This is a genomic window from Azonexus sp. IMCC34842, assembly GCF_050368855.1.
GTDB classification, from domain to species: Bacteria; Pseudomonadota; Gammaproteobacteria; order Burkholderiales; family Rhodocyclaceae; genus Azonexus; species Azonexus denitrificans_A.
In genome coordinates this window covers 2,131,784-2,154,871 of the sequence record NZ_CP178449.1, presented here as the reverse complement: position 1 = coordinate 2,154,871, position 23,088 = coordinate 2,131,784, and the positions used below count along the sequence as shown (strand labels likewise).

General features: G+C 58.0%; 23 protein-coding genes and 1 tRNA gene. 19 read left to right on the top strand and 5 right to left on the bottom strand.

Annotated features, from left to right (window positions below; genetic code table 11):
* Window positions 1-44: 44 nt before the first annotated feature.
* The 9 genes from ACLIKD_RS10215 (at window position 45) to ACLIKD_RS10175 (ending at window position 10,834) form a co-directional block, all read left to right on the top strand.
* Entirely contained in the window at window positions 45-1,892 is a 1,848-nt protein-coding gene (locus ACLIKD_RS10215; RefSeq protein WP_428828243.1) for a DUF2345 domain-containing protein, read from the top strand.
* A 14-nt stretch (window positions 1,893-1,906) separates the two neighbouring features.
* Window positions 1,907-4,234: a hypothetical protein gene (locus tag ACLIKD_RS10210; protein WP_428828242.1), complete on the top strand. Its 2,328-nt coding sequence runs from the start codon at window positions 1,907-1,909 to the stop codon at window positions 4,232-4,234.
* 12 nt (window positions 4,235-4,246) lie between these two features.
* Entirely contained in the window at window positions 4,247-4,915 is a 669-nt protein-coding gene (locus ACLIKD_RS10205) for a hypothetical protein (protein ID WP_428828241.1), read from the top strand.
* Between the two features lie 35 nt (window positions 4,916-4,950).
* Complete coding sequence (locus tag ACLIKD_RS10200; RefSeq protein WP_428828240.1) at window positions 4,951-7,614, top strand: type VI secretion system Vgr family protein; 2,664 nt, start codon at window positions 4,951-4,953, stop codon at window positions 7,612-7,614.
* Between the two features lie 64 nt (window positions 7,615-7,678).
* Window positions 7,679-9,007, top strand: coding sequence for an N-acetylmuramidase family protein (locus ACLIKD_RS10195; RefSeq protein ID WP_428828239.1), 1,329 nt, complete (start codon window positions 7,679-7,681; stop codon window positions 9,005-9,007).
* Window positions 8,973-9,653 (top strand): hypothetical protein, encoded by a 681-nt coding sequence (locus ACLIKD_RS10190; protein ID WP_428828238.1) that lies wholly within the window; start codon window positions 8,973-8,975, stop codon window positions 9,651-9,653. Before ACLIKD_RS10195 ends, ACLIKD_RS10190 begins: the two co-directional genes overlap by 35 nt.
* A 61-nt stretch (window positions 9,654-9,714) precedes the next feature.
* On the top strand, window positions 9,715-10,215 hold the full coding sequence (locus ACLIKD_RS10185; protein WP_428828237.1) for a phage baseplate assembly protein V: 501 nt from the start codon (window positions 9,715-9,717) through the stop codon (window positions 10,213-10,215).
* Window positions 10,116-10,622 (top strand): DUF2345 domain-containing protein, encoded by a 507-nt coding sequence (locus tag ACLIKD_RS10180; RefSeq protein WP_428828333.1) that lies wholly within the window; start codon window positions 10,116-10,118, stop codon window positions 10,620-10,622. Before ACLIKD_RS10185 ends, ACLIKD_RS10180 begins: the two co-directional genes overlap by 100 nt.
* 135 nt (window positions 10,623-10,757) lie before the next feature.
* Window positions 10,758-10,834 (top strand) — tRNA-Arg (locus tag ACLIKD_RS10175).
* Between the two features lie 112 nt (window positions 10,835-10,946).
* Here the strand turns inward: ACLIKD_RS10175 and ACLIKD_RS10170 are convergent.
* Genes ACLIKD_RS10170 through ACLIKD_RS10160 form a run of 3 tightly spaced genes read right to left on the bottom strand, consistent with a single transcriptional unit; the run spans window position 10,947 to window position 12,814 of the window.
* Entirely contained in the window at window positions 10,947-11,450 is a 504-nt protein-coding gene (locus ACLIKD_RS10170; RefSeq protein ID WP_428828236.1) for a SoxW family protein, read from the bottom strand.
* Between the two features lies 1 nt (window position 11,451).
* The gene (locus tag ACLIKD_RS10165) at window positions 11,452-11,763 is read right to left on the bottom strand and encodes a cytochrome c (protein ID WP_428828235.1); all 312 of its coding nucleotides are present in this window, start codon (window positions 11,761-11,763) and stop codon (window positions 11,452-11,454) included.
* A 40-nt stretch (window positions 11,764-11,803) separates the two neighbouring features.
* On the bottom strand, window positions 11,804-12,814 hold the full coding sequence (locus ACLIKD_RS10160; RefSeq protein ID WP_428828234.1) for an MBL fold metallo-hydrolase: 1,011 nt from the start codon (window positions 12,812-12,814) through the stop codon (window positions 11,804-11,806).
* 171 nt (window positions 12,815-12,985) lie between these two features.
* Between ACLIKD_RS10160 and ACLIKD_RS10155 the strand changes: the two genes are divergently transcribed.
* Window positions 12,986-13,603 (top strand): c-type cytochrome, encoded by a 618-nt coding sequence (locus ACLIKD_RS10155; RefSeq protein ID WP_428828233.1) that lies wholly within the window; start codon window positions 12,986-12,988, stop codon window positions 13,601-13,603.
* A gap of 62 nt (window positions 13,604-13,665) precedes the next feature.
* On the opposite strand, the gene ACLIKD_RS10150 is transcribed toward ACLIKD_RS10155, so the two are convergent.
* Together ACLIKD_RS10150 and ACLIKD_RS10145 are read right to left on the bottom strand one after the other, a co-directional pair.
* Complete coding sequence (locus tag ACLIKD_RS10150) at window positions 13,666-14,943, bottom strand: FCSD flavin-binding domain-containing protein (protein WP_428828232.1); 1,278 nt, start codon at window positions 14,941-14,943, stop codon at window positions 13,666-13,668.
* Between the two features lie 12 nt (window positions 14,944-14,955).
* Window positions 14,956-15,261 (bottom strand): c-type cytochrome, encoded by a 306-nt coding sequence (locus ACLIKD_RS10145; RefSeq protein ID WP_428828231.1) that lies wholly within the window; start codon window positions 15,259-15,261, stop codon window positions 14,956-14,958.
* Between the two features lie 175 nt (window positions 15,262-15,436).
* On the opposite strand from ACLIKD_RS10145, the gene ACLIKD_RS10140 reads away from it, so the two are divergent.
* The 9 genes from ACLIKD_RS10140 (at window position 15,437) to ACLIKD_RS10100 (ending at window position 23,037) form a co-directional block, all read left to right on the top strand.
* Window positions 15,437-15,763: an ArsR/SmtB family transcription factor gene (locus ACLIKD_RS10140; protein ID WP_428828230.1), complete on the top strand. Its 327-nt coding sequence runs from the start codon at window positions 15,437-15,439 to the stop codon at window positions 15,761-15,763.
* 36 nt (window positions 15,764-15,799) lie between these two features.
* A complete protein-coding gene (gene soxC / locus ACLIKD_RS10135; RefSeq protein ID WP_428828229.1) occupies window positions 15,800-17,146 on the top strand; it encodes a sulfite dehydrogenase in 1,347 nt (448 codons plus the stop codon).
* The gene (locus tag ACLIKD_RS10130; protein WP_428828228.1) at window positions 17,130-18,203 is read left to right on the top strand and encodes a c-type cytochrome; all 1,074 of its coding nucleotides are present in this window, start codon (window positions 17,130-17,132) and stop codon (window positions 18,201-18,203) included. Before soxC ends, ACLIKD_RS10130 begins: the two co-directional genes overlap by 17 nt.
* Window positions 18,204-18,235: 32 nt before the next feature.
* Entirely contained in the window at window positions 18,236-18,700 is a 465-nt protein-coding gene (gene soxY, locus ACLIKD_RS10125) for a thiosulfate oxidation carrier protein SoxY (RefSeq protein ID WP_226416021.1), read from the top strand.
* Between the two features lie 50 nt (window positions 18,701-18,750).
* Window positions 18,751-19,062, top strand: a complete 312-nt coding sequence (soxZ, locus tag ACLIKD_RS10120) for a thiosulfate oxidation carrier complex protein SoxZ (protein ID WP_226416018.1) — start codon at window positions 18,751-18,753, stop codon at window positions 19,060-19,062.
* A 69-nt stretch (window positions 19,063-19,131) separates the two neighbouring features.
* Window positions 19,132-19,947: a sulfur oxidation c-type cytochrome SoxA gene (gene soxA, locus ACLIKD_RS10115; RefSeq protein ID WP_428828227.1), complete on the top strand. Its 816-nt coding sequence runs from the start codon at window positions 19,132-19,134 to the stop codon at window positions 19,945-19,947.
* A 12-nt stretch (window positions 19,948-19,959) separates the two neighbouring features.
* The gene (gene soxX, locus ACLIKD_RS10110; RefSeq protein ID WP_428828226.1) at window positions 19,960-20,595 is read left to right on the top strand and encodes a sulfur oxidation c-type cytochrome SoxX; all 636 of its coding nucleotides are present in this window, start codon (window positions 19,960-19,962) and stop codon (window positions 20,593-20,595) included.
* A gap of 103 nt (window positions 20,596-20,698) precedes the next feature.
* Window positions 20,699-22,420 (top strand): thiosulfohydrolase SoxB, encoded by a 1,722-nt coding sequence (gene soxB / locus ACLIKD_RS10105; RefSeq protein WP_428828225.1) that lies wholly within the window; start codon window positions 20,699-20,701, stop codon window positions 22,418-22,420.
* Entirely contained in the window at window positions 22,420-23,037 is a 618-nt protein-coding gene (locus ACLIKD_RS10100) for a rhodanese-like domain-containing protein (RefSeq protein WP_428828224.1), read from the top strand. The genes soxB and ACLIKD_RS10100 overlap by 1 nt, the downstream gene beginning before the upstream one ends.
* The last annotated feature ends 51 nt before the right edge of the window (window positions 23,038-23,088 follow it).

The window sequence follows — 23,088 nt, the reverse complement described above, 5'->3', positions numbered from 1 at the left end:
GTCGACGGAAATACGCCTGGCAGAACAGCGCCCATGGCGAACGCATGCAAGGCAACCAGCGTCAAGCCATCGACGCCCGCCTCAAGCAATACCAAGGCGAAGGCACCGTCCGTAGCGGCGCCCCGGGCACCACCTTCAGCCTGGCCGAGCATCCCGAACACGATCTCGACGCCCCGGAGCAACGCCAATTCCTGATCACCGCGATCAGCCACCGCGCCCGGAATAACCTCGGTGAAAGCATTCCCGAACTGATCGACAGCCTCGGCCCGGTAGCCGACGACAACGAAATTCCCTTCGCCCAGCTCACCGATTTCTATCGCAACCGACTCAGCGCCATTCGCACCGGCATTGCCTGGCGGCCCGAAGGACGACACATCAGCGGCCGCCCCACCGGCAACGGCACGCTCACCGCCATCGTCGTCGGCAGCGGCCAGCCCACCCACACCGACCGCGACGGGCGGGTCCGCGTCCAGTTCCCCTGGCAACGCGGCGGCCAATCCGCCGCCCGCCAGGAACACCCGACCGGCGCCGACAACGCCCCGGCCAGCGACACCCTCGGCGTCTGGTTACGCGTCATGGCCCCGGTCGCCGGCAGCAACTGGGGCGGCCACCTGACGCCGCGCCCCGGCCAAGAAGTCGTCGTCGCCTTCCAGAACGGCAACATCGACCGCCCAGTCATCGTCGGCAGCGTCTACAACGGGCAAGGCAGCGCCGACGCCCAAGGCAACCAGATCGGCAGCGGTACCATGCAAGCCAGCGCCAACGCCCCGGCCTTCTTCGCCGGTCAGGACGCCGCTCCGCACACCCACGGCGCCAGCCTGTCCGGTCTCAAGAGCCAACAACTGACCAGCAGCCAAAGCGGGCAGGGCGGCTACAACCAGCTCGTCTTCGACGACAGCCCCGGCGAAGCGCGCATCGAACTCGGCACCACCGAACACCGCAGCCATCTCCAACTCGGCCACCTCAAACAACAAAGCGACAACGCCCGGCAAGCCGACCGCGGCCACGGCGGCGAACTCGCCACCCAAGCCGCCACCGCCATCCGTGCCGGCAACGGCCTGCTGCTCAGCGCCGACGCCCGACCTGGCGCCAGCAGCACGCAACTCGACAGCCGCGAACCGATCAGCCAAACCGAAACCGCCCAAAGCCTCAGCCACAGCCTGGCCGATGTCGCCGCCAAGCAGAACGCCGCCCTCAAAGGCGACCCGGCCGCCGACCAACTACCGGCGGTAAACGCCCTGAAACACGCCGGCGAAGTCATGCGCGCCACCAGCACCCAAGGCGCCCAAGCGGCCAGCGGCAGCGACATCAAAACCACGCAAGGCGGCACCGGCAGCATTCCGGCCTGGAGCGAACCGCGCATCCAATACGCCGCCCCTGGCGGCATCGCCCAACTCACCCCGAAAAACCACCTGCTGGTCGCCGGCAAGAGTCTCAGCATCGCCAGCAACCAGGACACCAACCTGATCGCCCAAGGCAACCACAGCCTGGCAACCAAAGACGGCCTCGCACTGTTTACCGTCGGCAAAGCCAGCGGCAACAAACCGAACAGCGAAACCGGCATCCACCTGCACGCCGCCAGCGGCCAGGTCAGCCTGCAAAGCCAGAGCGGCAAGACCACGGCAGCCGCCGACAAGAAAGTGACGATCGCCAGCACGACCGCCAGCCTGACTGCCAGCGCCAAACAGAAAATCCTCGCCACGGCGCAGGGCGCTTACCTGAAGATCGAAGGCGGCGACATCAGCGTGCATGCGCCTGGCAAGGTCGAGTTCAAGGGGAGTCAGAAGAATTTGACGGGGCCAAAGAGTGCTTCACCAGAAACAGTTAATTTCCCGAGATCCGACTTGGTGATCAATACCAAGAAGGTCGCCAAATACCCCGTCTCTCTTTAAATGTTGAGACCACAATGATTATCAGCCCCCCATTTCTCCCGGTTCGTGCCGCCAATCAAGCCGAACAGGCCTGGCTTGACGATGCATTCGGCTTACCAGGTATTCTGCCCAGTACAAACGCTCCTGAGGGCTCGTTCCCTTTGGGAAACTATCTGGCGTGGCACAACGGACTGCATATTCAGGGGCAGGCCAACGCCGAAGGGCATACCGTTGTTCGCGCCATCGCAGATGGTGAAATAATCTTCGTCTCGCCACCAATCCGCGCCAACGCCAATGCTGACGATCCGCTGAACTACAACCCGTTTGGAGAAGGTGCCAGCTGGACTGACAACGGGATCGTCATTGTCAGGCATACCACCGAAATCGGTGCCAATGACAACCAGCCTACGGAAATCGTTTATTACAGCGTTTACATGCATTTGAGTCAGATCGGGCGTATTACACCGGCAGGACAAACCGCCGCCCGCGTGATGCAGCGTGGCGACCGTATTTGGCGCAAGGACGAAATCGGCAGAGCAGGGCAAGTCTATGGGCATGCCGGGCAGGTGCATCTGGAAGTCACGCTCGATGAAGCTAACCTGACGCGACTGATTGGGCGCGCGCCGGATTGGGTTGATCCTGCCAATATCCCGGTACCTACTGCCGATGGGCGTATAGATTCCGCATTTGGCGCGATCTGGTTCTACCTGCCAGCATCAACCCCGATCCAGACACAAGCGGTCGCTCCCACCAATCACCTGCGCGTCGCTAGTCAGACCAGACTCAATGAAGCGGTATGGGTCAAGATGCATTACGAGGGCGGCTCCTGTACTTTCACTACCTTCAATAATCAAGGGCAGCAGCGCGGCAATCCTCGGCCTGAATCCAACGGCGAATACAACCTCTACAACACCGCCAACACCCGGCACAATGCGCTGCCGCAAGCTGATAGAAACCGCAGCAGCCCCAGCGGCTGGTACGAGTTGCTGCGCTTCGGACGCAATCTAGGGCGTGGTCCCAATGTCGTCGACAAAGACCCTCTGCCAGCCAATGCTGCCCACTGGCGTCAAATCGCCGGACCGAACGGGCAGGTTGTTTGGGCTGATCTCAATGCCGAAGGCAGCTACAAATTCAGCGATGCTGACTTTCTTCCCATACAGGGGTGGGGCTTCTTCAACGACGACAGTAGTCCCGCAGATCAACGTTGCGACTCCAACAATCTGAAGAGCCTGATCGCCGACCCAGATCCCAATGCAGTAGGTCGTATGGAGATGGCCAATCTCCTTCGCCGACTAGGCAATGCTGAGGTGATGCACAAGCTGAGACGGGCCGTATGTCAGTTTCCGAGCGAGTGGGATCAAACTACCGTTACTGCTCGTTATGGATTCGTGCGAGAACTAGAGCCATTTCGGAACTCTCCAGAAGGGTGGACGGCTTTCGAAGCCCATCTGCGTGCGGTTAGCTTTGCCAACCTGCCAGCGGAATACACGGCTGCTACCTGGCGATTCCATCCGAGGGTGTTCATTGAGGTGATGAGAACGTGCGGGTGGTTGAGTTTGAATGAAATCGGTCAGATGCTGCCGAGAAAAGGGGTGCGAGAGTGCATCAAGGATTGGGATATTGTCAGAGAGCGCCTTACGGATATAGTGGGCTACAGAGGTCTTAATCGTGTATTCCGAAAGTACAACTTAACTACAGCTAACCGCCAAACCGCATTTCTCGCGCAGGTCTATATTGAAACTGGATGTATGCGCCTCCTCTCTGAAGGCGGTAGTGGCAACCCGAATCCAGCACTGCCCATGACCCAATACTATGCTGCGTTTTACGGTCGCGGCCTGATGCAACTGACGTGGGCTGGCACATATGCAGACTATGGAAAGTTCCGCGGATTTTCAGACCACGCCGGCGCGTATGGTGATCAACGGATTACGGCGACCTCGACCCATGATTGGGCGGCACCGACAGCTGGTCCGAACCACACCCTCGTACGCGACCAGCGGCGCTGGGCTCCCCGCTTTGACCCAGGAGTCATAGCAAGCAATCGCTACAACGCAAGTGACAGTGGCGCTTTCTTTTGGGTGCAGAAGCATTTTACGGGCACCAGTAACATCAACCGTTTGGCGGATCAAGGTCTAACCACTGAACTGGTTGGCCGAATGTCGATCCTCGTCAACGGTGGGGGTAATGGCTACAACGAGCGTTTGCAGTATGCCGCCTTTATTGAGCGATTTCGAGGAGATGGTGTTGATGCCTCACCAACTGGAACGATCACGGCAACGCGACAAAGCATTAGCCACGGCCATTGGGGTACGACGGGTAACGCTTTTACATTAACCATCAACTACACGCCACAACGGCCTTAGGAAAAATACGTGATGAAATATGGATTACGCAGTGTGTTATGTGTGGTTTTTTTGATAGCCCACGCCATGGCATGGGGATCTAGCGGCCACGATACAGATCAATTGGCACCGGAAGTTTTTGGGGCATGCGAATTTTCCATTCTAGAAACTATGCACCTTAAATTGGGGAAGGGATCTGGTTACTCAGAATCACCCTTCTGCTCTATAGGCTTGGCATTCAGCGGGACATTATTCATCGAGGCGCGGGCGTCGGTTTTTGTCGTTAGAACAGAAAAATATGAAGCAAACCGAGAAGGGAAAGGGGTTGGATTTGTTGAGGATGCTGATAGTAGGTGGACCTTTCAAGGCACCGACCTGCTTCTTGACTCGAAAATGCTCAAGACCTCGTTTACCGAGGAGCACATAGGGGACGAAACGCTCCTTGTCGGCCACCAATTGATCAAAGGCAATATTGCCCAGGGCGGACCCATCACGGTGCCCGGTATTCGCATACTGCGCATTACGCCCGAATACGTGGTCAGCGTGGAATTGAATTTCGAGCCTCTCCACTATGAAAAGCAAACCAAAGGTTACAAACAACTGCGCGAAGCGGTTAGCCAAGAACTGGTTGAGATCGTTAAAAGCGTCCAAATCACGCCTGGCGTTTCCGGACCAACTGCTCGTTCGGCGACTACGCCATAACGTTCTGTCACACCAATTAAGCCGGCCGCCTCGACTTGCAAACCTGCGCCTCGCGCATCCTGCTCCGCCCCTTCCTCGGCCACTATCTTTTCCAGGACAAAAGCCTCATCGAAATCGTCGACGAACTGCTCGGCGACTGGAAATCCCAAGGCAAGCTGGCCCCCGAATGGCGCTGGGACCTGGCCGATGTGGCGGCCTACCCGAAGCGCGGCATGAATGTGCAATACCAGGAAACCGACCTCGCCTTCCTGAAGCGCCTGCTCGCCGAAGAAGGCCTGTTCTGCTGGTTCGAACACGAAAGCGGCAGCGGCGAAAGCCTGGGCCAGCATCGTCTGGTCATCGCCGATCACAATGGTGCCTTCAAGGACAACGCGCAGCCGCGCATCCGCTACACCCAGGCCGGTGCCACGCTCAGCGAAGACAGCCTCGACCGCTGGCATGGCCTGCGCCAGATCGATACCGCGGAAATCAACGCCAGCAGCTGGGACTACCGCAGCCTGTCGCCCCGTCCGCAAAGCGCCGGCAGCGCCATCGCCAACGGTGCCGTGCCACGCACTGTCGCCTGGCACGACCCCGGTCAATACGCTTGGCAGAACAGCGCCCATGGCGAACGCATGCAAGGCAACCAGCGTCAAGGCATCGACGCCCGCCTCAAGCAATACCAGGGCGAAGGCACCGTCCGTAGCGGGGCCCCGGGCACCACCTTCAGCCTCGCCGAACACCCCGAACACGATCTCGATCCAGTCGAGCAACGCCAATTCCTGATCACCGCGATCACCCACCGCGCCCGGAACAACCTTGGTGAAAGCATTCCCGAACTGATCGACAGCCTCGGCCCGGTAGCCGACGACAACGAAATTCCCTTCGCCCAGCTCACCGATTTCTATCGCAACCGACTCAGCGCCATTCGCACCGGCATTGCCTGGCGGCCCGAAGGACGACACATCAGCGGCCGCCCCACCGGCAACGGCACGCTCACCGCCATCGTCGTCGGCAGCGGCCAGCCCACCCACACCGACCGCGACGGGCGGGTCCGCGTCCAGTTCCCCTGGCAACGCGGCGGCCAATCCGCCGCCCGCCAGGAACACCCGACCGGCGCCGACAACGCCCCGGCCAGCGACACCCTCGGCGTCTGGTTACGCGTCATGGCCCCGGTCGCCGGCAGCAACTGGGGCGGCCACCTGACGCCGCGCCCCGGCCAAGAAGTCGTCGTCGCCTTCCAGAACGGCAACATCGACCGCCCAGTCATCGTCGGCAGCGTCTACAACGGGCAAGGCAGCGCCGACGCCCAAGGCAACCAGATCGGCAGCGGTACCATGCAAGCCAGCGCCAACGCCCCGGCCTTCTTCGCCGGTCAGGACGCCGCACCACACACCCACGGCGCCAGCCTCTCCGGTCTCAAGAGCCAGCAACTGACCAGCAGCCAAAGCGGGCAGGGCGGCTACAACCAACTCGTCTTCGACGACACCCCCGGCGAATCGCGCATCGAACTCGGCACCACCGAACACCTCAGCCATCTCCAACTCGGCCACCTCAAACAACAAAGCGACAACGCCCGGCAAGCCGACCGCGGCCACGGCGGCGAACTCGCCACCCAAGCCGCCACCGCCATCCGTGCCGGCAACGGCCTGCTGCTCAGCGCCGACGCCCGACCTGGCGCCAGCAGCACGCAACTCGACAGCCGCGAACCGATCAGCCAAACCGAAACCGCCCAAAGCCTCAGCCACAGCCTGGCCGATGTCGCCGCCAAGCAGAACGCCGCCCTCAAAGGCGACCCGGCCGCCGACCAACTACCGGCGGTAAACGCCCTGAAACACGCCGGCGAAGTCATGCGCGCCACCAGCACCCAAGGCGCCCAAGCGGCCAGCGGCAGCGACATCAAAACCACGCAAGGCGGCACCGGCAGCATTCCGGCCTGGAGCGAACCGCGCATCCAATACGCCGCCCCCGGCGGCATCGCCCAGCTCACCCCGAAAAACCACTTGCTGGTCGCCGGCAAGAGTCTCAGCATCGCCAGCAGCCAGGACACCAACCTGATCGCCCAAGGCAACCACAGCCTGGCAACCAAAGACGGCCTCGCGCTATTCACCGTCGGCAAAGCCAGCGGCAGCAAACCGAACAGCGAAACCGGCATCCACCTGCACGCCGCCAGCGGCCAGATCAGCCTGCAAAGCCAAAGCGGCAAGACCACGGCGGCCGCCGACAAGAAAGTGACGATCGCCAGCACGACCGCCAGCCTGACTGCCAGCGCCAAACAGAAAATCCTCGCCACGGCGCAGGGCGCTTACCTGAAGATCGAAGGCGGCGACATCAGCGTGCATGCGCCCGGCAAGGTCGAGTTCAAGGGGAGTCAGAAGAATTTGACGGGGCCGAAGGCGAGCACAGTGGAACTACCAAGCCTTCCAAAAAGCGAATTGGAAATTACACCGAATCGATCCGCTTATTACAGTCAACAGTTCGATTTGTCACACCTCGCCGAAAATGAACTTACCGGATTTTCCTCCGAAGGTTTGCCGTATCGAGTTTTTGATACTGAAGGAGTGTTCATTACGCAGGGCAGAACCAACGATGCTGGTATGACAGATCGTATATTTACCAATGACATAAAAAACTTAGTAGTCCTAATTGGTGATGGTAATTGGGGGCAGGAGGAAAAAATGGAGGAGTTTGACTATCCCGACGAAGGGTACACAGCATGAGTGACTTTTATACCGTGGCTAAAGGTGACACCTTAGGCAAAATAGCAAAAAAAATGGTATGACCGTGAATGAACTTCTGAGGCTAAATGAAATTCAGAATCCCAATCGATTGGCTATCGGTCAACGCTTGGCTTTAAAAAAAACCGTCGTTCTTGGAGTTCAGCCATTGTTTCTGGACGTGAATCGTGACCCGATTAAAGGCTTGGATTATGTTTTAGAGTTCGCGGGTAAGGTAATTCGAGGGGTGACCGCTGAAAATGGCCTAGGTGTCAAGAGTTTTACTGATTCCGCTGAGGATGAGGTGAAAATTCTGGTTAAGCGTCTCGATGGAACAATGAAAGAGGTTGGGCGTGGCGTCTCTGGTTACGGAAATAAATTGATTACGTTGATTAGTCCAAGTATGAAAGTCGAAGCAAAAACAGAAAAGCACCCGGATCTTACGGCGGGAGAGCGACCAAATCCTAAAGCAGAAACGAAGCCTGCTCATGATCCTAAAGCCAAGCAGCCTCCAACAACGGGTAAAGAGGAGTTGGGAGCTAAAACAAAATCTGGGAAAACGCTGGATGGAAAACCTGTTGTAATCGTTGAAGGGGATGTTCCGAATTTAAGCTATCTTGCGGAATATGTTGATGAGGAGGTAGCTGAGTCGGATTACGAGTGGGCTGCTAAAGAGCTGAACGTAGAAATTGCAGCAATAAAAGCATTTGCTCTTGTGGAGTCTGGTGGGAATGGATTTGCAAAAATTGCTAGTCGTATTGTTCCAAAAATACTTTATGAGCGCCATAAATTTTCTAATAAAACGGGGCATAGGTATAGTGCTAAGTACCCAGATATTTCATTGCCAACCCCGTACTATAATAAAAAAGCAAAGTATGTAATCGCCGATGATTTATATAAAAAGAAAAATGGCGTTCCGTCCGACGTTGAATACCATCGACCAATAAATAAAAAAGACTCACAAGAGGTGAAGGAAGCTGCGGTAACACTGGATGATATGCTGAAAACAGGAAAGGCAACTTCAGAAAAAGATAAATACGCTGATATTTTTGGGAGTTATAAGCGCTTATCAAAAGCATATCAATTGGATCAAGAGGCTGCATTGGAGAGTTGCTCTTGGGGGGCTTTTCAAATACTTGGTGAATATTGGGATGAAATGAAATATTCAAATATTTTTGATTTTGTAAAAGCAATGTCGCGATCCAAAAAAGAACAGCTTAAATCATTTGTTCTGTATGTTAAATATGTCAGTCCAGCTATTAAGGTGCACTTAAAAAATAAAGATTGGGCATCTGCTGCTAGAGCTTATAATGGCCCAAAATATAAAGAATTCGATTATGATATAAAGTTGGAGGCTGCATATGAAAAATTTTCAAAGAAAAAATATGAAAAATAGCGGGGTGTTGTTTTTTGTATTATTTATTGTTTTTTTTAATTCGGTGATTGCTGGTGATGGCTTTTATTCAGGTAGGAGCTCAGCTTTTGAAAATCCGTTTTTTGCTATTGGATTTAATAATAAGATTAATAATTTAATTGGTTATGTGTCTGCCATTAGAACATCGCCAGGTAATACTGATGAATGTAAATTCATGTTTAAGGGTAAGGTGTCCGAAGTTGGGGGCGTTCCTGTTGATATCATCGATATCGAATCAAAAGTGGATATTTTAAAGAAGAGGGTGGCGAGACTTTCAGTTGTGCAAGGTGGATATAAGCTTAATGTTAGTAAGGATAACTTGCCAACCGACTGTGATTGGATATTGTCGTTTGTAGGCGAGCCCATTGTTATTGAAAAAGATGGTGGGTTTGAGATAAAGATTGAAATTACCGATCGAGGTGATTGGATCTCGATGGCGCTTATCTCTGGGAAAAAAACATTTTTCTATTCATCACCGGATGAGAAATCAAAGCAAAAATCATATTTGATACCCGGCGATGTTGTCTATGTTATTGAGGAATATCCGGGTTGGTTGTTTGTTAAATACCTGAGGAGAAAAAAAATTACTGTAGGTTGGATAAAGCAGGAAGATACGCAACCGTTTTGAAAATTTTGTTGAAGATCGAAACGCCGGATTTCTGCGTGTTGCTCAGTTTTCCTGATAACCCATGGGCCAATTGGCTAGCCGGGCCACCCACCCCACAAGGTCGGACAACGCCTCGGCCAGCGCCACCCTTGGCATCTGGCTACGTGTCATGGCCCCGGTCGCCGGCAGCAACTGGGGCGGCCACCTGACGCCGCGCCCCGGACAAGAAGTCGTCGTCGCCTTCCAGAACGGCAACATCGACCGCCCGGTTATCGTCGGCAGCGTCTACAACGGGCAAGGCAGCGCCGACGCCCAAGGCGACCCGGCCGCCGACCAACTACCGGCGGTAGACGCCCTGAAACACGCCGGCGAAGTCATGCGCGCCACCAGCACCGAAGGCGCCCAAGCGGCCAGCGGAAGCAACATCAAAACCACACAAGGCGGAACCGGCAGCGTTCCCGCCTGGAGCAAACCGCGCATCCAATACGCCGCTCCCGGCGGCATCGCCCAGCTCACCCCGAAAACCACCTGCTGGTCGCCGGCAAGAGTCTCAGCATTGCCAGCAACCAGGACACCAACCTGATCGCCCAAGGCAACCACAGCCTGGCAACCAAAGACGGCATCGCGCTATTCACCGTCGGCAAAGCCAGTGGCAGCAAACCGAACAGCGAAATCGGCATCCACCTGCACGCCGCCAGCGGCCAGGTCAGCCTGCAAAGCCAAAGCGGCAATACGCCTGGCAGAACAGCGTCCATGGCGAACGCATGCAAGGCAACCAACGTCAAGCCATCGGACGCCTGCCTCAAGCAATACCAAGGAGAAGGCACCGCCCGTACCGGCGCCCCGGGCACCACCTTCCGATTAGTGGAGTATCCCAAATATGATCGGGATACCCTGTCAACGTCTATTCATGATCACCACCATGACCCGCGGTGCCAGCTTTGCCTGCCTCCAGAGCCGATAAATGGAGGTGTGCTAAGCGAGCCATGAACTCATTCCAATGAATGATGGTAGTAGGGCTATTCTTTGCTTGGAATTTCCATGTTGTGACGATCCAATAGCTCGATCAAGCACTAAACGCTGGTGTTTCTCACGATTGTCGGTATAATGCGGCGCTCTTGCAGTGCGCCCGTAGCTCAGCTGGATAGAGTACTTGGCTACGAACCAAGGGGTCGGGCGTTCGAATCGCTCCGGGCGCACCAAAAGACGAATTGGGCACTTCTTCTGAAGTGCCCTTTTTCATTTCCGGGGCCGCGTGGCAATTGGTGTTGCGTTTTCGGTCAGCCGCGCTCCTCGGTCCTATCCCCTTGCGTTTCACCGGCCTCTCAGGGCGGATGCCGATTTCTCGATGGCGTCATCGAGATAGCCTTGATAGAAATCCGGTAGGCGGGTGCCTATGATGGGTTCGGCCAGTTGCTTGCCATTGCGGCCGTAAAAGGCGACGACGGGGACCAGCTTGATTTTTTCGCTGTTGGCGAAGCGCGCGTGGGTCGTCGTTTCGCCACGAAAATTGATGAGCACGGCGTCGCTATCCTGGTTGATTTGCCGTACGACGACACGATTCCGGTAGCCTGCAGAGGTGGTCAGCGGCAGCAAGTAATCACGCCTGACCGTTTCACAGTATTTGCAGTCCCGACGGCTGAACAGAATGATCAGCGGGCCATTTTGGCGCCCGGCTTGTTCGCTTTCGGCGCGCAGGTCGATGGCCGCCGGCAGGCTGGTATCCAGCGCACCGGCTGTCAGGGAGTGGAGTGCCAGTCCGCTCAGCAACAGTAGGCGGGCGAGGGTGTTGCGCACCGTGCTTCGGCTTCCGGCCATCTCAGTTTTCGAAGTGGTAGTACTGCTGGTTCAGCCAGGCTGCCACATTGTTTTCCTCTTCTGGAAACCATCCGGAACTGACCATTGCGTTGCATGAGGCGACGCGCTGCACCAGTTCCAGCTTGTTGGAGAGCATCCGACCGTCGCGCGTGTACATCTTGCTGCCATCGCCACCATACATTCGCGTGTGGCAACTTATGCAGGCCTTGTCGTGCAGCGATTTGGCCGCTTGCAGGTCAACCTTGCCCCAAGGTTCTTCAGCCTGGGCGACAAATGGGGTCAGGGCTAGGAAAGTGGCGGTGAGCAGGCGCATGGCGTCTCCTTGAATCGAATGATAGATGGGGCGGCGGCTCTTAGAAGCCGGCCGCCTCGGCTTCCAGATAGGCGAGACTGACATATTTGCCGATGTTGGTCTCGAAACCTTTGGTGTCGCGTGCCTGACTGGACACGCGTGGGTCCTTGAGAACCCTTGCCTTGGTTTCCTCAAGCGCCAGGCCGTCCTTGATGGCTTGCTCGCAGGGTTGGTAGATCCCTTCGAACAGTCGACGGTTCCATTTGAGCACACCGGCGCCTGGTTCGCCGTGCCCGGGCAACCAGATCCGACTACCCATCTTTTCCAGACTGTCGTAGGCTTTGAAGGTGCCGAGATAGGAACCGTCATCCATGTTGGCAATGCGGTGGTCCATGGCGACATCGCCAATCAGCGTTACGCCGTCTTCCAGCACCTCGACGCACAAGTCGTAAGGCGTATGCACGACGCCGAAATGGTGCATCCGCAAGGTGACGTCGCCGAATTTCAGTTCGTCACCGTTTTTCAGCGGCAACCTGGGCGGGACCACGCGTGTGCCGATGGTTGCCTGATTGGTCCATTGCTCCATCAGCGTCCGCCACATGTTGCCCTGAACGCCCTGAATCGCCTGGATCGTGCCGGGGTGAGCGTAAAGCGGCAGGCTGTCGCCGTAGGCGTCGACATAGGCATGGTTACCCAGCCAGTGGTCGCCGTGGTAATGCGTGTTGATGATGGCGATGACTGGCTTGTTGAAAGCCTTCCTGATCTGCCGGATAGCCATTTCGCCGATCTGCACCGAAGTGCCGGAGTCAACGACGACCAGCCCCTCGGCGGTATCGACGAAGGTAATGTTGCACATCATTCCTTGGTTTTCGGGGGTCGGGAAACCGTCCGGCGAAAAGATCATCCAGACATGTTTGGACACTTGGCGCAGCGGGTGATCCTTGACTGCCGGCCCGCGCACAAAATCATCCAGCTCTCTGGCAAAGGCGCTTATTGCTTGCCAGGGCGCGAAGTCAGCGGCAGTCAGCAGCGACAAGGCCGCGGAACTCTGAAGAAAGCGGCGTCGGTTCATCGGCATCTCCTGAATTTGTGTGGCAATGTTCACGCCACGCATGAATTGGGTCTACGTTTATTCGCTCGCTCACTAGCCGCCGCGGCGATTCTTTGCCGGATTGAAAGCTCAGCGTAAGCGAATTAACATTTAATAATGTACCAATATTTTATGGCTGGAAGGGGAGCACACGTGGGGACAAAACAAGGGTTTTTTTGGGGCGTAGGGGCGCTGGCCGCATTTTTGGCCTGGCCGGTGCTGGCCGATCAGCGCGCCGATCTGGCCAGGGCCGAAGAGATCGTTGGCGGTCGCTGCTTCCTCTGTCACGGCTTGGAAGGCGAATCGGCGAGTCCGGTTTTCCCGCGGCTGGCTGGCCAGCACTCTGAATACATTGCCAAACAACTTGGCGAATTCAAGTCCGGCAAGCGCAAGAGCGACACCATGAAGCCGCAGGCTGAAGATTTGACGCCGGCCGAAATGAAGGCGCTTGGCGCGTTCTTCGAGGCCAAGAAGGCCAGTGCGCGTCCGGCCAAGGATGCTGAGCTGCTGGCCGTCGGCAAATATGTCTTCAATCGCGGTAACCAGTTCTCCGGTTTGCCGGCCTGTGCCACCTGTCACGGGGCGAAAGGTCTGGGGACGCCCCAGTTGCCGCGACTGGCCGGGCAGCATCCGCGTTATACCGAAGACCAGCTCAAGCAATTCAACAGCCGCGAGCGGACCAACGACAATGCGGTCATGCACACCGTCGCTTCCAAGCTTTCCGAGCTGGAGCGGCATGCGGTGGCCGAGTACATCGCAACGCTCGATTGATTGCTGGATCGACATAAAGAAAGGCCGCATTGCGCGGCCTTTGTTGTTGGGGCAGGGAAAACTCAGGCCAGCATGTCGGCCCAGATGTTCTTAGCCCAACCGAGGGCAACCTTGCCTTCCAGTTCATTCCGTGCCGCCGACACGCCGCCGGCGCCTTTCACCGGTTGCACCAGCTTGGTCGCCGCATCGTACTGATGGACGGACGAAACGTGGATGACGTTCTTGGCATCGACGAAGCTGTAGCAGGTGTTCATTACCACCGGTGCCGGATTCGGTTCCTGGCCGGCGAGCAGGTTGAGGATTGCCGCGGCGGCGAGCTTGCCGTGCTGGTTCGCCATGTGACCCGATTTCGGCATGGTCGGGGCCGGGAAAATGGCATCGCCGAGAACGTGAACGCCCGGCGTGTTGGTCGACTCCATGCTCAGCCAGTTGATATCGACCCAGCGGTTGTTGATCAATTTCAAGCCGGACTTGGCGGCGATGTCACCGGCGCGGTGCGGCGGAATGATGTTCAGCACGTCGGCCTTGAACTTGTCGAACTCCAACACGGCGGTATTGCTGCCGACCTCGACATCCTTGACCTCGCTGTTGTTGCGGTACTCGATGATGCCCTTGTAGAGGTCGCTCCAGGCCTTGGTGAACAAGCCTTTCTTGGAGGTCACGTCTTCGTTGGCGTCGAGAATGACGACCTTCGATTTCGGCTTGTTTTGCTTGAAGTAGTCGGCGACCAGGCAGGCCCGTTCGTAAGGTCCGGGCGGGCAACGGTACGGGGCCTTGGGGATGGAGATGGCGTAGGTGCCGCCGTCCTTCATGCTCTCCAGTTGCTGGCGCAGGGCGACGGTCTGCGGGCCGGCTTTCCAAGCATGCAGGATTTTGCCCTGGGCATCGGCATTGTTCAGGCCGGGAATCTGGTCGAACATGAAATCGACGCCGGGGGAGAGCACCAGCCGGTCGTAGCTCATGGTGCCGCCAGTCTTCAGGGTAACGGTGCGTTTTCCGCTGTCGACGGCAAGCACATCGTCCTGGATGACGCGGATGCCCCATTTGCTCTTCAGATTGTCATAGCTGACGGTAATGTCGGCCATGGTTTTGGTGCCGCCAATGACCAGATTGGAAATCGGGCAGGAAATGAAGGTCGGGTTGCGTTCGATCAGCGTTACCTGGACGCCGCCTTCACTCCACATCCGCAGGTATTTGGCCACTGTCGCGCCACCGTAGCCGCCGCCCACCACCACCACATGGCCGCTGGCCTTGTTGCCGCCGGCACAGCCGTAGAGCGAAGCCAGCGCGCCGGCAGTTGCACCGACCTTCAGGAAATCACGTCGTTTCATCAGCATCATGTTGTGTTCCCCTTACTTTTGCGCGGCGAAATAGGTGGCGATCAGATCGAGCTGTTCGTCGGTATAGCCCTTGGATATCTGGTGCATGATCGAGGCGGGTTTGTCGCCGCTCTTGAACTCGGCCAGCTTTTGCAGGGTCTTGGCTTTTTCCATGCCGGCCAGGGGGTCGAGGCCGGCGCCCTTGAGCGCATGGCCGTTGGTGCCATGGCAATTGGCGCAGGTGGCAGCCAGATTGCGACCCAGATTGGGGTCAGCAGCCTGCGAGGCGCTGACCGCGGCGAGCAGGCCAAAAGCTGCAACAGTGTGTATCAGTTTCATCGAGACATCTCCTCTGGTTTGTTTTTTATACGTCATATAGCCAAGTGGCGTAACAGCGCAGGCTGAAGGTTATAGGCCTTTTTGGAAAAATGCATGCTGCGCCGCAACAATATAAGTAGTTGACTATATAGACGTTGGCTTATAAATTGTTTCCTGATCCAAATCAAGAAACAGCATGGACGAGACCATTCACGTATTCGAGCAGGTTGCCCAGTATTTCAGCTTGCTGGCCGATCCGACGCGCCTGCGCATCCTTTCCTGCCTCTGCGCCGAGGAGCGTCCGGTGAATGAGGTTGTGGAGCGCATCGGTTTGACGCAGGCCAACATTTCCCGGCACCTGAACATTCTCTATCGGGCGGGTGTGGTCGAGCGTCGGCGCGAGGGGACGTCGGTCTTGTACCGCGTGGTTGATCCAAATTTTGTCGATATCTGCCGGACCGTGAGCGTCACGGTGGCAAGCCGTGATCTTGGCGATGAGCTGGGCGTGGCAGTAACAAATTGAAATCGTCTAGATATATGAACGGAGGGGTTGATCTCTATGAGTGATAGCGTCAAAAAACCTGGTCGGCTACGGCCCGCGCCAGAAAACTTTCTCTCGGAAGAGCAGGTCAAGGCGGTTGCCACTGGCCGGCGGGATTTTCTGCGCAAGAGCTTCATGGTCGCCGGTGCAGCCATGGCGGCTCCGATGGTGGCACGGGCCAGCGAAGGCGATGCAAATATCCTCGAGTTGCCGACCTGGTCGACGACGCTCGGGCAGCCGGTGGCAACGCGCCCCTATGGCACACCTTCGCAATATGAAAGCCAGTTGCTGCGCCGTGAATCGCCAGGTCTGGCCCGGGTCGGTGGCGCTTCGGTATCGTTTTGTCCGCTGCAGGGCCTGTTCGGCATCATCACGCCGTCCGGACTGCATTTTGAGCGGCATCACCAGGGCTGGCACGACATCGATCCGTCCAAGCATCGCCTGATGGTTAATGGTTCGGATGATTCCCTGCTCAAGAAGGCCAAGGTCTATACGCTGGACGAGCTGATGCGCCTGCCGTCCGTGTCGCGCATCCACTTCATCGAATGCGGTGCGAACACCGGTCTGGAGTGGGGCAACGTGGCCGTGCCGACCGTGCAATACACGCACGGCATGCTGTCCTGTTCCGAATTCACCGGCGTGCCGCTCAAGCTGCTGCTGGAAGATTGCGGCGTCGATTACAAGAAGGCCCGCTATGTGCTAGCCGAAGGCGCCGATGGCTCCTCGATGACGCGCACCATTCCGATGGAAATGGTCGAATCCGGCGAAGTGTTTGTCGCCTACGGCCAGAACGGCGAAATGCTGCGTCCGGAAAACGGCTATCCGCTGCGTCTGGTGGTACCCGGCGTCCAGGGCGTGTCCTGGGTCAAGTGGCTACGCCGCATCGAAGTCGGTGACAAGCCTTACGCCACCAAGGACGAAGCGGTGCATTACATCGACCTCCTGCCGAGCGGCCTGCATCGCCAGTACAGCTCGATCCAGGAAGCCAAGTCGGTGATCACCACGCCGTCCGGCGGCCAGACGCTGCTCGACAAGGGTTTCTACAACGTCTCCGGCCTCGCCTGGTCCGGTCGTGGCCGCATCAAGCAGGTCGATGTCTCCTTCGACGGCGGCATCAACTGGCAGACGGCGCGTCTCGAAGGACCGATCCAGAACAAGGCGCTGACCCGTTTCAACACCAACTGGGTGTGGGACGGCAAACCGGCCATCCTGCAATCGCGGGCCATCGACGAAACCGGTTATGTCCAGCCAAGCTATGGCCAACTGCGGGCCGTCCGAGGCACCAAGTCGATCTATCACAACAACGCGATTCAATCGTGGAAAGTCATCGAAAGCGGGGAGGTCAGCAATGTTCAGGTTCTCTAGTGCCAGCCTTGGCCTTGGTGGTGCTAAGACCATCCTTGTTCTGGCTCTGGCCGCCGCATCGTCCGCCGGCTTGGCCTTCGATAACTACAGCGGCGTCGGCCGTCCGGCAACGCCGGCCGAAGTGAAGGCCTGGGACATCGACGTGCGGCCGGATTTCAAGGGTCTGCCCAAGGGCTCGGGTTCGGTCGATCGCGGCCAGGAGCTGTTCGAGGAGAAATGTGCTTCCTGCCACGGCTCGTTCGGCGAATCGAACGAAGTGTTCACGCCGCTGGTCGGCGGTACCAGCAAGGACGACATGAAGACCGGCCGGGTCAAGGGCCTGTCTTCCGGCGAACTGCCGCAGCGCACGACGTTCACCAAGGTGGCGACCATTTCCACGGTCTTCGACTACATCCAGCGCGCCATGCCCTGGACTTCGCCGAAGTCGCTGAAACCGGACGAGGTCTACGCCATTCTCGCCTACCTGCTGAATCTTTCCGAGATGGTGCCGGCCGACTTCGTGCTGTCCGACAAGAATATTGCCGATGTCCAGAAGCTGCTGCCCAACCGCAATGGCATGACCACCGACCACGGTCTGTGGCCCGGCGCCGCAGCCAAGAAGGGCGGCATCGGCAACGGCGGCAAGCCGGATACCAAGAACGTCGCCTGCATGAAGAACTGCAAGAGCGAAGTGCTGATCGGCTCGACGCTGCCCGAGTATGCCCGTACCGCGCACGGCGAACTGGCCGACCAGAACCGCAATTTCGGTCCGGTGCGCGGCACCCGGACGATCGGCCCGGAAGCCGCCAAGAAGGCGGCCGATGCCGGCACGCTGGAGCTGGCGACGAAGAGCGGCTGCATGGCCTGCCACGGACTGAAGAACAAGATCGTCGGTCCCGGCTACAGCGAGGTGGTGGCCCGTTACAAGGATCAGGCCGATGCCGAGGAGCGGCTGGTTGCCAAGGTCAAGGCTGGCGGGCAGGGCGTCTGGGGTTCGATTCCGATGCCGCCGAACGGTCATTTGCCGGATGAGGACTTGAAGACACTGGTCAAGTGGATTCTGTCCGGCGCGAAGTAATCGAATCAGATCATTTTCACAGAGGAGAAGTCATGAACAATCAACGTCGTAACGTACTGAAATCCGGCTCCGGTGCCGCACTGCTTACCGTGCTCGCGGCTGCCGGCCTGATCAAGCCGGGCATGGCTCTGGCCGACTGGAACAAGGCGGCTTTTGACGCCAAGAGCATGGCCGATACGCTGAAGGCTCTGGGCGCGAACCCGGTCGACAGCAAGGATGTCCAGGTCACCGGTCCGGATATCGCCGAAAACGGCGCCGTCGTGCCGGTCGGTGTCGGCTCGACGCTGCCCAATGTCAGCATGGTCGCCATCCTGATCGAAAAGAACCCGAATGCGCTGGCCGCCAGCTTCACGCTGCCCGAAGGCACTCAGGCCAACGTCCAGACCCGCGTCAAGATGGGCCAGACGTCCAACGTCTATGCGCTGGTCAAGTCGGATGGCAAGTTCTTCATGGCCACCAAGGAAATCAAGGTCACCCTCGGCGGTTGCGGCGGCTGAGAAGCAGTCGCTAGTCATTAGCAACTAACAACTGTTTTTAGGAGATATACATGGCAAATCCGATGAAAATCCGCGCCGCCAACAAGGACGGCGTAACCGAAGTAAAAATCCTGATGAGTCACGAAATGGAAACCGGCCAGCGCAAGGATTCGGCTGGCGCCATCGTGCCGGCCTGGTTCATTACCGAATTGACCGCCAAGCACAACGACAAGGTCGTGCTGAGCAGCGAGTTTGGTCCGTCGGTATCGAAGAACCCCTACCTGGCATTCAAGTTCGCTGGTGGCGCCAAGGGCGACAAGATTGTCGTCTCCTGGAAGGACAACAAGGGCGATAGCCGCAGCGATGAAGCGGTCGTAGCCTGAGACATGATATTCGGTGGTAAGGCGGCGCAGTCCGCCGCCGCCTGAACGTGGTCCCCTGGAGATATGAAAATGATCCAACGATTTGTCAGAACGCTGCTCGGTGCGGCGGTCGCTACAGCCCTTATCGGCAGCGCCGCAGCGCAGGACAGCAAGGTCGCCGATGAGCTGGCCAAGTACCGTGAGGCACTGGCTGACGGCAATCCGGCCGACCTCTTCGAAGTCAAGGGCGAAGGCCTGTGGACCGAGAAACGCGGCCCGAAGAACGCCTCACTGGAACAGTGCGACATGGGCCTCGGCCCGGGCAAGCTGGACGGCGCCTATGCCCAGTTGCCGAAGTACTTCAAGGACACCAACAAGGTGATGGATGCCGAATCCCGCTTGGTGCATTGCATGGTGACCCTGCAAGGTTTCAAGCCGGAAGAAGTCACCAAACAATGGTATTCGAAGCCGGGCAAGGAGTCCGACATCGAGGCCCTGGTGACCTTCATCGGCGCCAAGTCGAACGGCAAGCCGATCAACGTGCCGGCGACGCATCCGGAAGAAGCCAAGATGGCCAAGATGGGCGAGTACATCTTCTACCGCCGTTCCGGGCCGCAGGATTTTTCCTGCTCGATCTGCCATGGCCAGGAAGGCAAGCGCATCCGCCTGCAGGACCTCGGCAATCTGACGACCAAGGAAGGTGCCGGGTTCGCGATGAAAACCTGGCCGTCCTATCGCGTGTCGCAAGGCGCGGTGTGGACCATGCAGCGTCGCCTGATCGACTGCATGCGCCAGGCCCGCTGGCCTGAACCGAACTATCTGGCCGATTCGGTGATCGCGCTGGAAACCTTCCTGCAAAAAACTGCAACCGGCACCGTCATGGAAACGCCGGGAATCAAGCGCTAAAAGGGGATGACCATGAAACTTAAAACAGCCCTTTTTGGCCTGTTGGCCGCCGCCATCAGCGGTTCTGCCCTGGCCGAAGCGCCGGGCGGCAAGTTCGCCAAGGAAGCCGAGCAGATGTTCCGTGCCTCCTTCAAGGCCGAGAATCCGAAGTACTGGATGACCCGTCTCGACCAGGACGAAACGATGAAGACCTGCGGCGAGTACCGCGACAATCCGCCGCGCAAGGTCGGTGAGAAGCTGGAAAAGCTGAATGCTGCAACCATCCGTTATCCGGTGGACGGCAAGCTGATCGGCGACTGGAAGGAAGGCGAGAAGCTGGCCGCCGTCGGTACTGGCGGACATATCGGCTTCATCCAGCCCGATCCGGCCGGCCGGGTGCGTGGTGGCAACTGCTATGCCTGTCATGAACTGGCCAAGAAAGAACTGGCCTACGGCACCATCGGCCCCAGCCTGAAGCAGTTCGGCAAGGTGCGCGGCGGCTCGGAAGAGAACATCAAGTACGTCTACGACAAGATCTACAACTCGAATGCCTTCACGGCCTGTACCAACATGCCGCGTTTCGGCTTGCACAACTGGCTTACGCCGGAGCAGATCACCCACATCGTGGCTTTCCTGATCGATCCGGAATCGCCGGTCAATAAAGACTAGTTGTTAGTTATTAGTCGCTAGTCGTTAGCTGTTAGTCGCTAGTCGTTAGCTAGTGACTAGCAACTAGGGACTAGCGACTGCGAATATTTTTCAAGGAACACATATGAGCATGAATCGTCGGGAGTTTCTTCAGGTAATGGCCGTAGCCGCGGCGGGCGGCATGTCGTTGCACAGTGACCTTGCCCTGGCTGAAAAGGGGGCGGCCAAGCTCTATGACCTGCCCAAGTTCGGCAATGTCAGCCTGCTGCATATCACCGACTGTCATGCCCAGCTGTTGCCCATCTATTTTCGCGAGCCGAACGTCAATCTCGGCTTCGGTGACCAGTTCGGCAAGGTGCCGCACCTGGTCGGCGACAACTTGCTCAAGCACTTCGGCTTCAAGCCGAACAGCATCGAGGCGCACGCCTACAGCTATCTGAATTTCGAAAAAGCCGCCGAAACCTACGGCAAGGTCGGCGGTTTTGCCCATTTGGCAACGCTGGTCAAGCGCATGAAAGCCAATCGTCCCGGCGCGCTGCTGCTCGACGGCGGCGATACCTGGCAAGGCTCCGGCACGGCGTTGTGGAGCAATGCGCAGGACATGGTCGATGCCTGCAAGGCGCTCGGCGTCAATGTCATGACCCTGCACTGGGAATCGACCTACGGCGAGGCTCGCGTCAAGGAAATCGAGGAAAAGGATTTCGCCGGCCACATCGACATCGTCGCCCAGAACGTCAAGACTGCCGACTTCGGCGATGCCGTATTCAAGCCCTTCGTGATGAAGAAAATGAATGGCGTGCCGGTCGCCATCATCGGCCAGGCCTTCCCCTACACGCCGATCGCCAACCCGCGCTGGCAGACGCCGAACTGGAGCTTCGGCATCCAGGAAGAGAACATGCAGAAGACCGTCGACGAAGCCCGCGCGGCTGGTGCGCAGGTTGTCGTCGTCCTCTCGCACAACGGCATGGACGTCGACCTCAAGATGGCTTCGCGCGTCAAAGGCATCGATGCCATCCTTGGTGGCCACACCCATGACGGCATGCCGGCCCCGGTCGTCGTCAAAAATGCCGGTGGCCAGACGCTGGTCACCAATGCCGGCTCGAACGGCAAATACCTTGGCGTGCTCGATTTCGACGTCAAGAACGGCAAAATTGCCGATTACCGCTACAAGCTGCTGCCCGTCTTCGCCAACCTGCTGCCGGCCGACCGCGACATGCAGACGCTGATCGACAAGGCACGCGCGCCCTACCTGTCCAAGCTCAACGAAAAGCTGGCCGTCACTGAGGGCCTGCTCTATCGGCGTGGCAACTTCAACGGTACTTTCGACCAAGTCATCCTCGACTCGCTGCTCAAGGTCAAGGATGCCGAAATCGCCTTCTCGCCGGGCTTCCGCTGGGGTACCTCGCTGCTGCCGGGACAGCCGATCCTGATGGAACACGTGCTCGACCAGACGGCGATCACCTATCCGTGGACGACGGTGAGCAACATGAGCGGCGAGATGATCAAGACGGTGCTCGAAGACGTCTGCGACAACCTGTTCAACCCCGATCCCTACTACCAGCAGGGTGGCGACATGGTGCGTGTCGGCGGCCTGCAATGGACCTGCGATCCGACGGCGAAAATGGGTAGCCGCATCCAGAACATGATGCTCAAGGGCAAGCTGATCGATCCGGACAAGACCTACAAGGTGGCCGGCTGGGCACCGGTTTCCGAAGAGGCGAAGAATGCCGGCGAACCGATCTGGGATGTGGTCGCCAAGTATCTGCGCGACATCAAGACGGTCAAACCGGTCAATCTCAATCTGCCGACGCTGAAAGGCGCTGCCAATAATCCGGGGATGGCCTGATGGTCAGGGTCACCTTCAAGCGTTGGCTGGCAGTCGGTCTGCTCGCCGTCTTATCGGTGGCACTGGCCGCCGACTGGGCGCCGAGCAGCACCGACTGGAACCAGCTACCGGAGGCCAAGAAGTCGAAACTCGGCCTCTACCTGACGCCGCAACAGGCTTACGAGATGAAGAAAAAGGATCCGCAAGGCATCGCCTTCTTCGATATCCGCACCCGGGCCGAGGCAATGTACGTCGGCTGGCCGAGCGACGCCGACGCACTGGTGCCGTTTGTTGAGCACCCGGAGTTGATGAGTGACTGGGACGACAAGCGCTTCATGTACAAGCTCGAACCGAACCAGGATTTTGTGCCGGAACTGGAGCGTCGCCTGAAGGCCATGGGGCTGGGCAAGGAGGCGACGATCATCCTGATCTGCCGTTCCGGCGACCGTAGCTCCAAGGCGCAGGATCGTCTGCAGGCAGCCGGCTACACCAAGGTCTATGGCGTCCCGGAAGGCTTTGAAGGCGATACCGCGAAGGCCGGCAGCAAGGCCGGACAACGCGTGGTCAATGGCTGGAAGAATGCGAATCTGCCGTGGACGTATAAGCTCGACAGGGCACGAATGTACTTTTCGCACTGAGCGCCAAGCGCGCAATCCCGGAAGCTTCGGCTCCCGGGATTCAGCGAATCC

Coding starts and splice junctions, on each gene's coding strand:
- ACLIKD_RS10215 (WP_428828243.1), top strand. CDS start 45: ATGCAAGGCAACCAGCGTCAAGCCATCGACGCCCGCCTCAAGCAATAC.
- ACLIKD_RS10210 (WP_428828242.1), top strand. CDS start 1,907: ATGATTATCAGCCCCCCATTTCTCCCGGTTCGTGCCGCCAATCAAGCC.
- ACLIKD_RS10205 (WP_428828241.1), top strand. CDS start 4,247: ATGAAATATGGATTACGCAGTGTGTTATGTGTGGTTTTTTTGATAGCC.
- ACLIKD_RS10190 (WP_428828238.1), top strand. CDS start 8,973: ATGAAAAATTTTCAAAGAAAAAATATGAAAAATAGCGGGGTGTTGTTT.
- ACLIKD_RS10185 (WP_428828237.1), top strand. CDS start 9,715: ATGGGCCAATTGGCTAGCCGGGCCACCCACCCCACAAGGTCGGACAAC.
- ACLIKD_RS10170 (WP_428828236.1), bottom strand. CDS start 11,450: ATGGCCGGAAGCCGAAGCACGGTGCGCAACACCCTCGCCCGCCTACTG.
- ACLIKD_RS10165 (WP_428828235.1), bottom strand. CDS start 11,763: ATGCGCCTGCTCACCGCCACTTTCCTAGCCCTGACCCCATTTGTCGCC.
- ACLIKD_RS10160 (WP_428828234.1), bottom strand. CDS start 12,814: ATGAACCGACGCCGCTTTCTTCAGAGTTCCGCGGCCTTGTCGCTGCTG.
- ACLIKD_RS10150 (WP_428828232.1), bottom strand. CDS start 14,943: ATGATGCTGATGAAACGACGTGATTTCCTGAAGGTCGGTGCAACTGCC.
- ACLIKD_RS10145 (WP_428828231.1), bottom strand. CDS start 15,261: ATGAAACTGATACACACTGTTGCAGCTTTTGGCCTGCTCGCCGCGGTC.
- ACLIKD_RS10140 (WP_428828230.1), top strand. CDS start 15,437: ATGGACGAGACCATTCACGTATTCGAGCAGGTTGCCCAGTATTTCAGC.
- soxC (WP_428828229.1), top strand. CDS start 15,800: ATGAGTGATAGCGTCAAAAAACCTGGTCGGCTACGGCCCGCGCCAGAA.
- ACLIKD_RS10130 (WP_428828228.1), top strand. CDS start 17,130: ATGTTCAGGTTCTCTAGTGCCAGCCTTGGCCTTGGTGGTGCTAAGACC.
- soxY (WP_226416021.1), top strand. CDS start 18,236: ATGAACAATCAACGTCGTAACGTACTGAAATCCGGCTCCGGTGCCGCA.
- soxZ (WP_226416018.1), top strand. CDS start 18,751: ATGGCAAATCCGATGAAAATCCGCGCCGCCAACAAGGACGGCGTAACC.
- soxA (WP_428828227.1), top strand. CDS start 19,132: ATGATCCAACGATTTGTCAGAACGCTGCTCGGTGCGGCGGTCGCTACA.
- soxX (WP_428828226.1), top strand. CDS start 19,960: ATGAAACTTAAAACAGCCCTTTTTGGCCTGTTGGCCGCCGCCATCAGC.
- soxB (WP_428828225.1), top strand. CDS start 20,699: ATGAGCATGAATCGTCGGGAGTTTCTTCAGGTAATGGCCGTAGCCGCG.
- ACLIKD_RS10100 (WP_428828224.1), top strand. CDS start 22,420: ATGGTCAGGGTCACCTTCAAGCGTTGGCTGGCAGTCGGTCTGCTCGCC.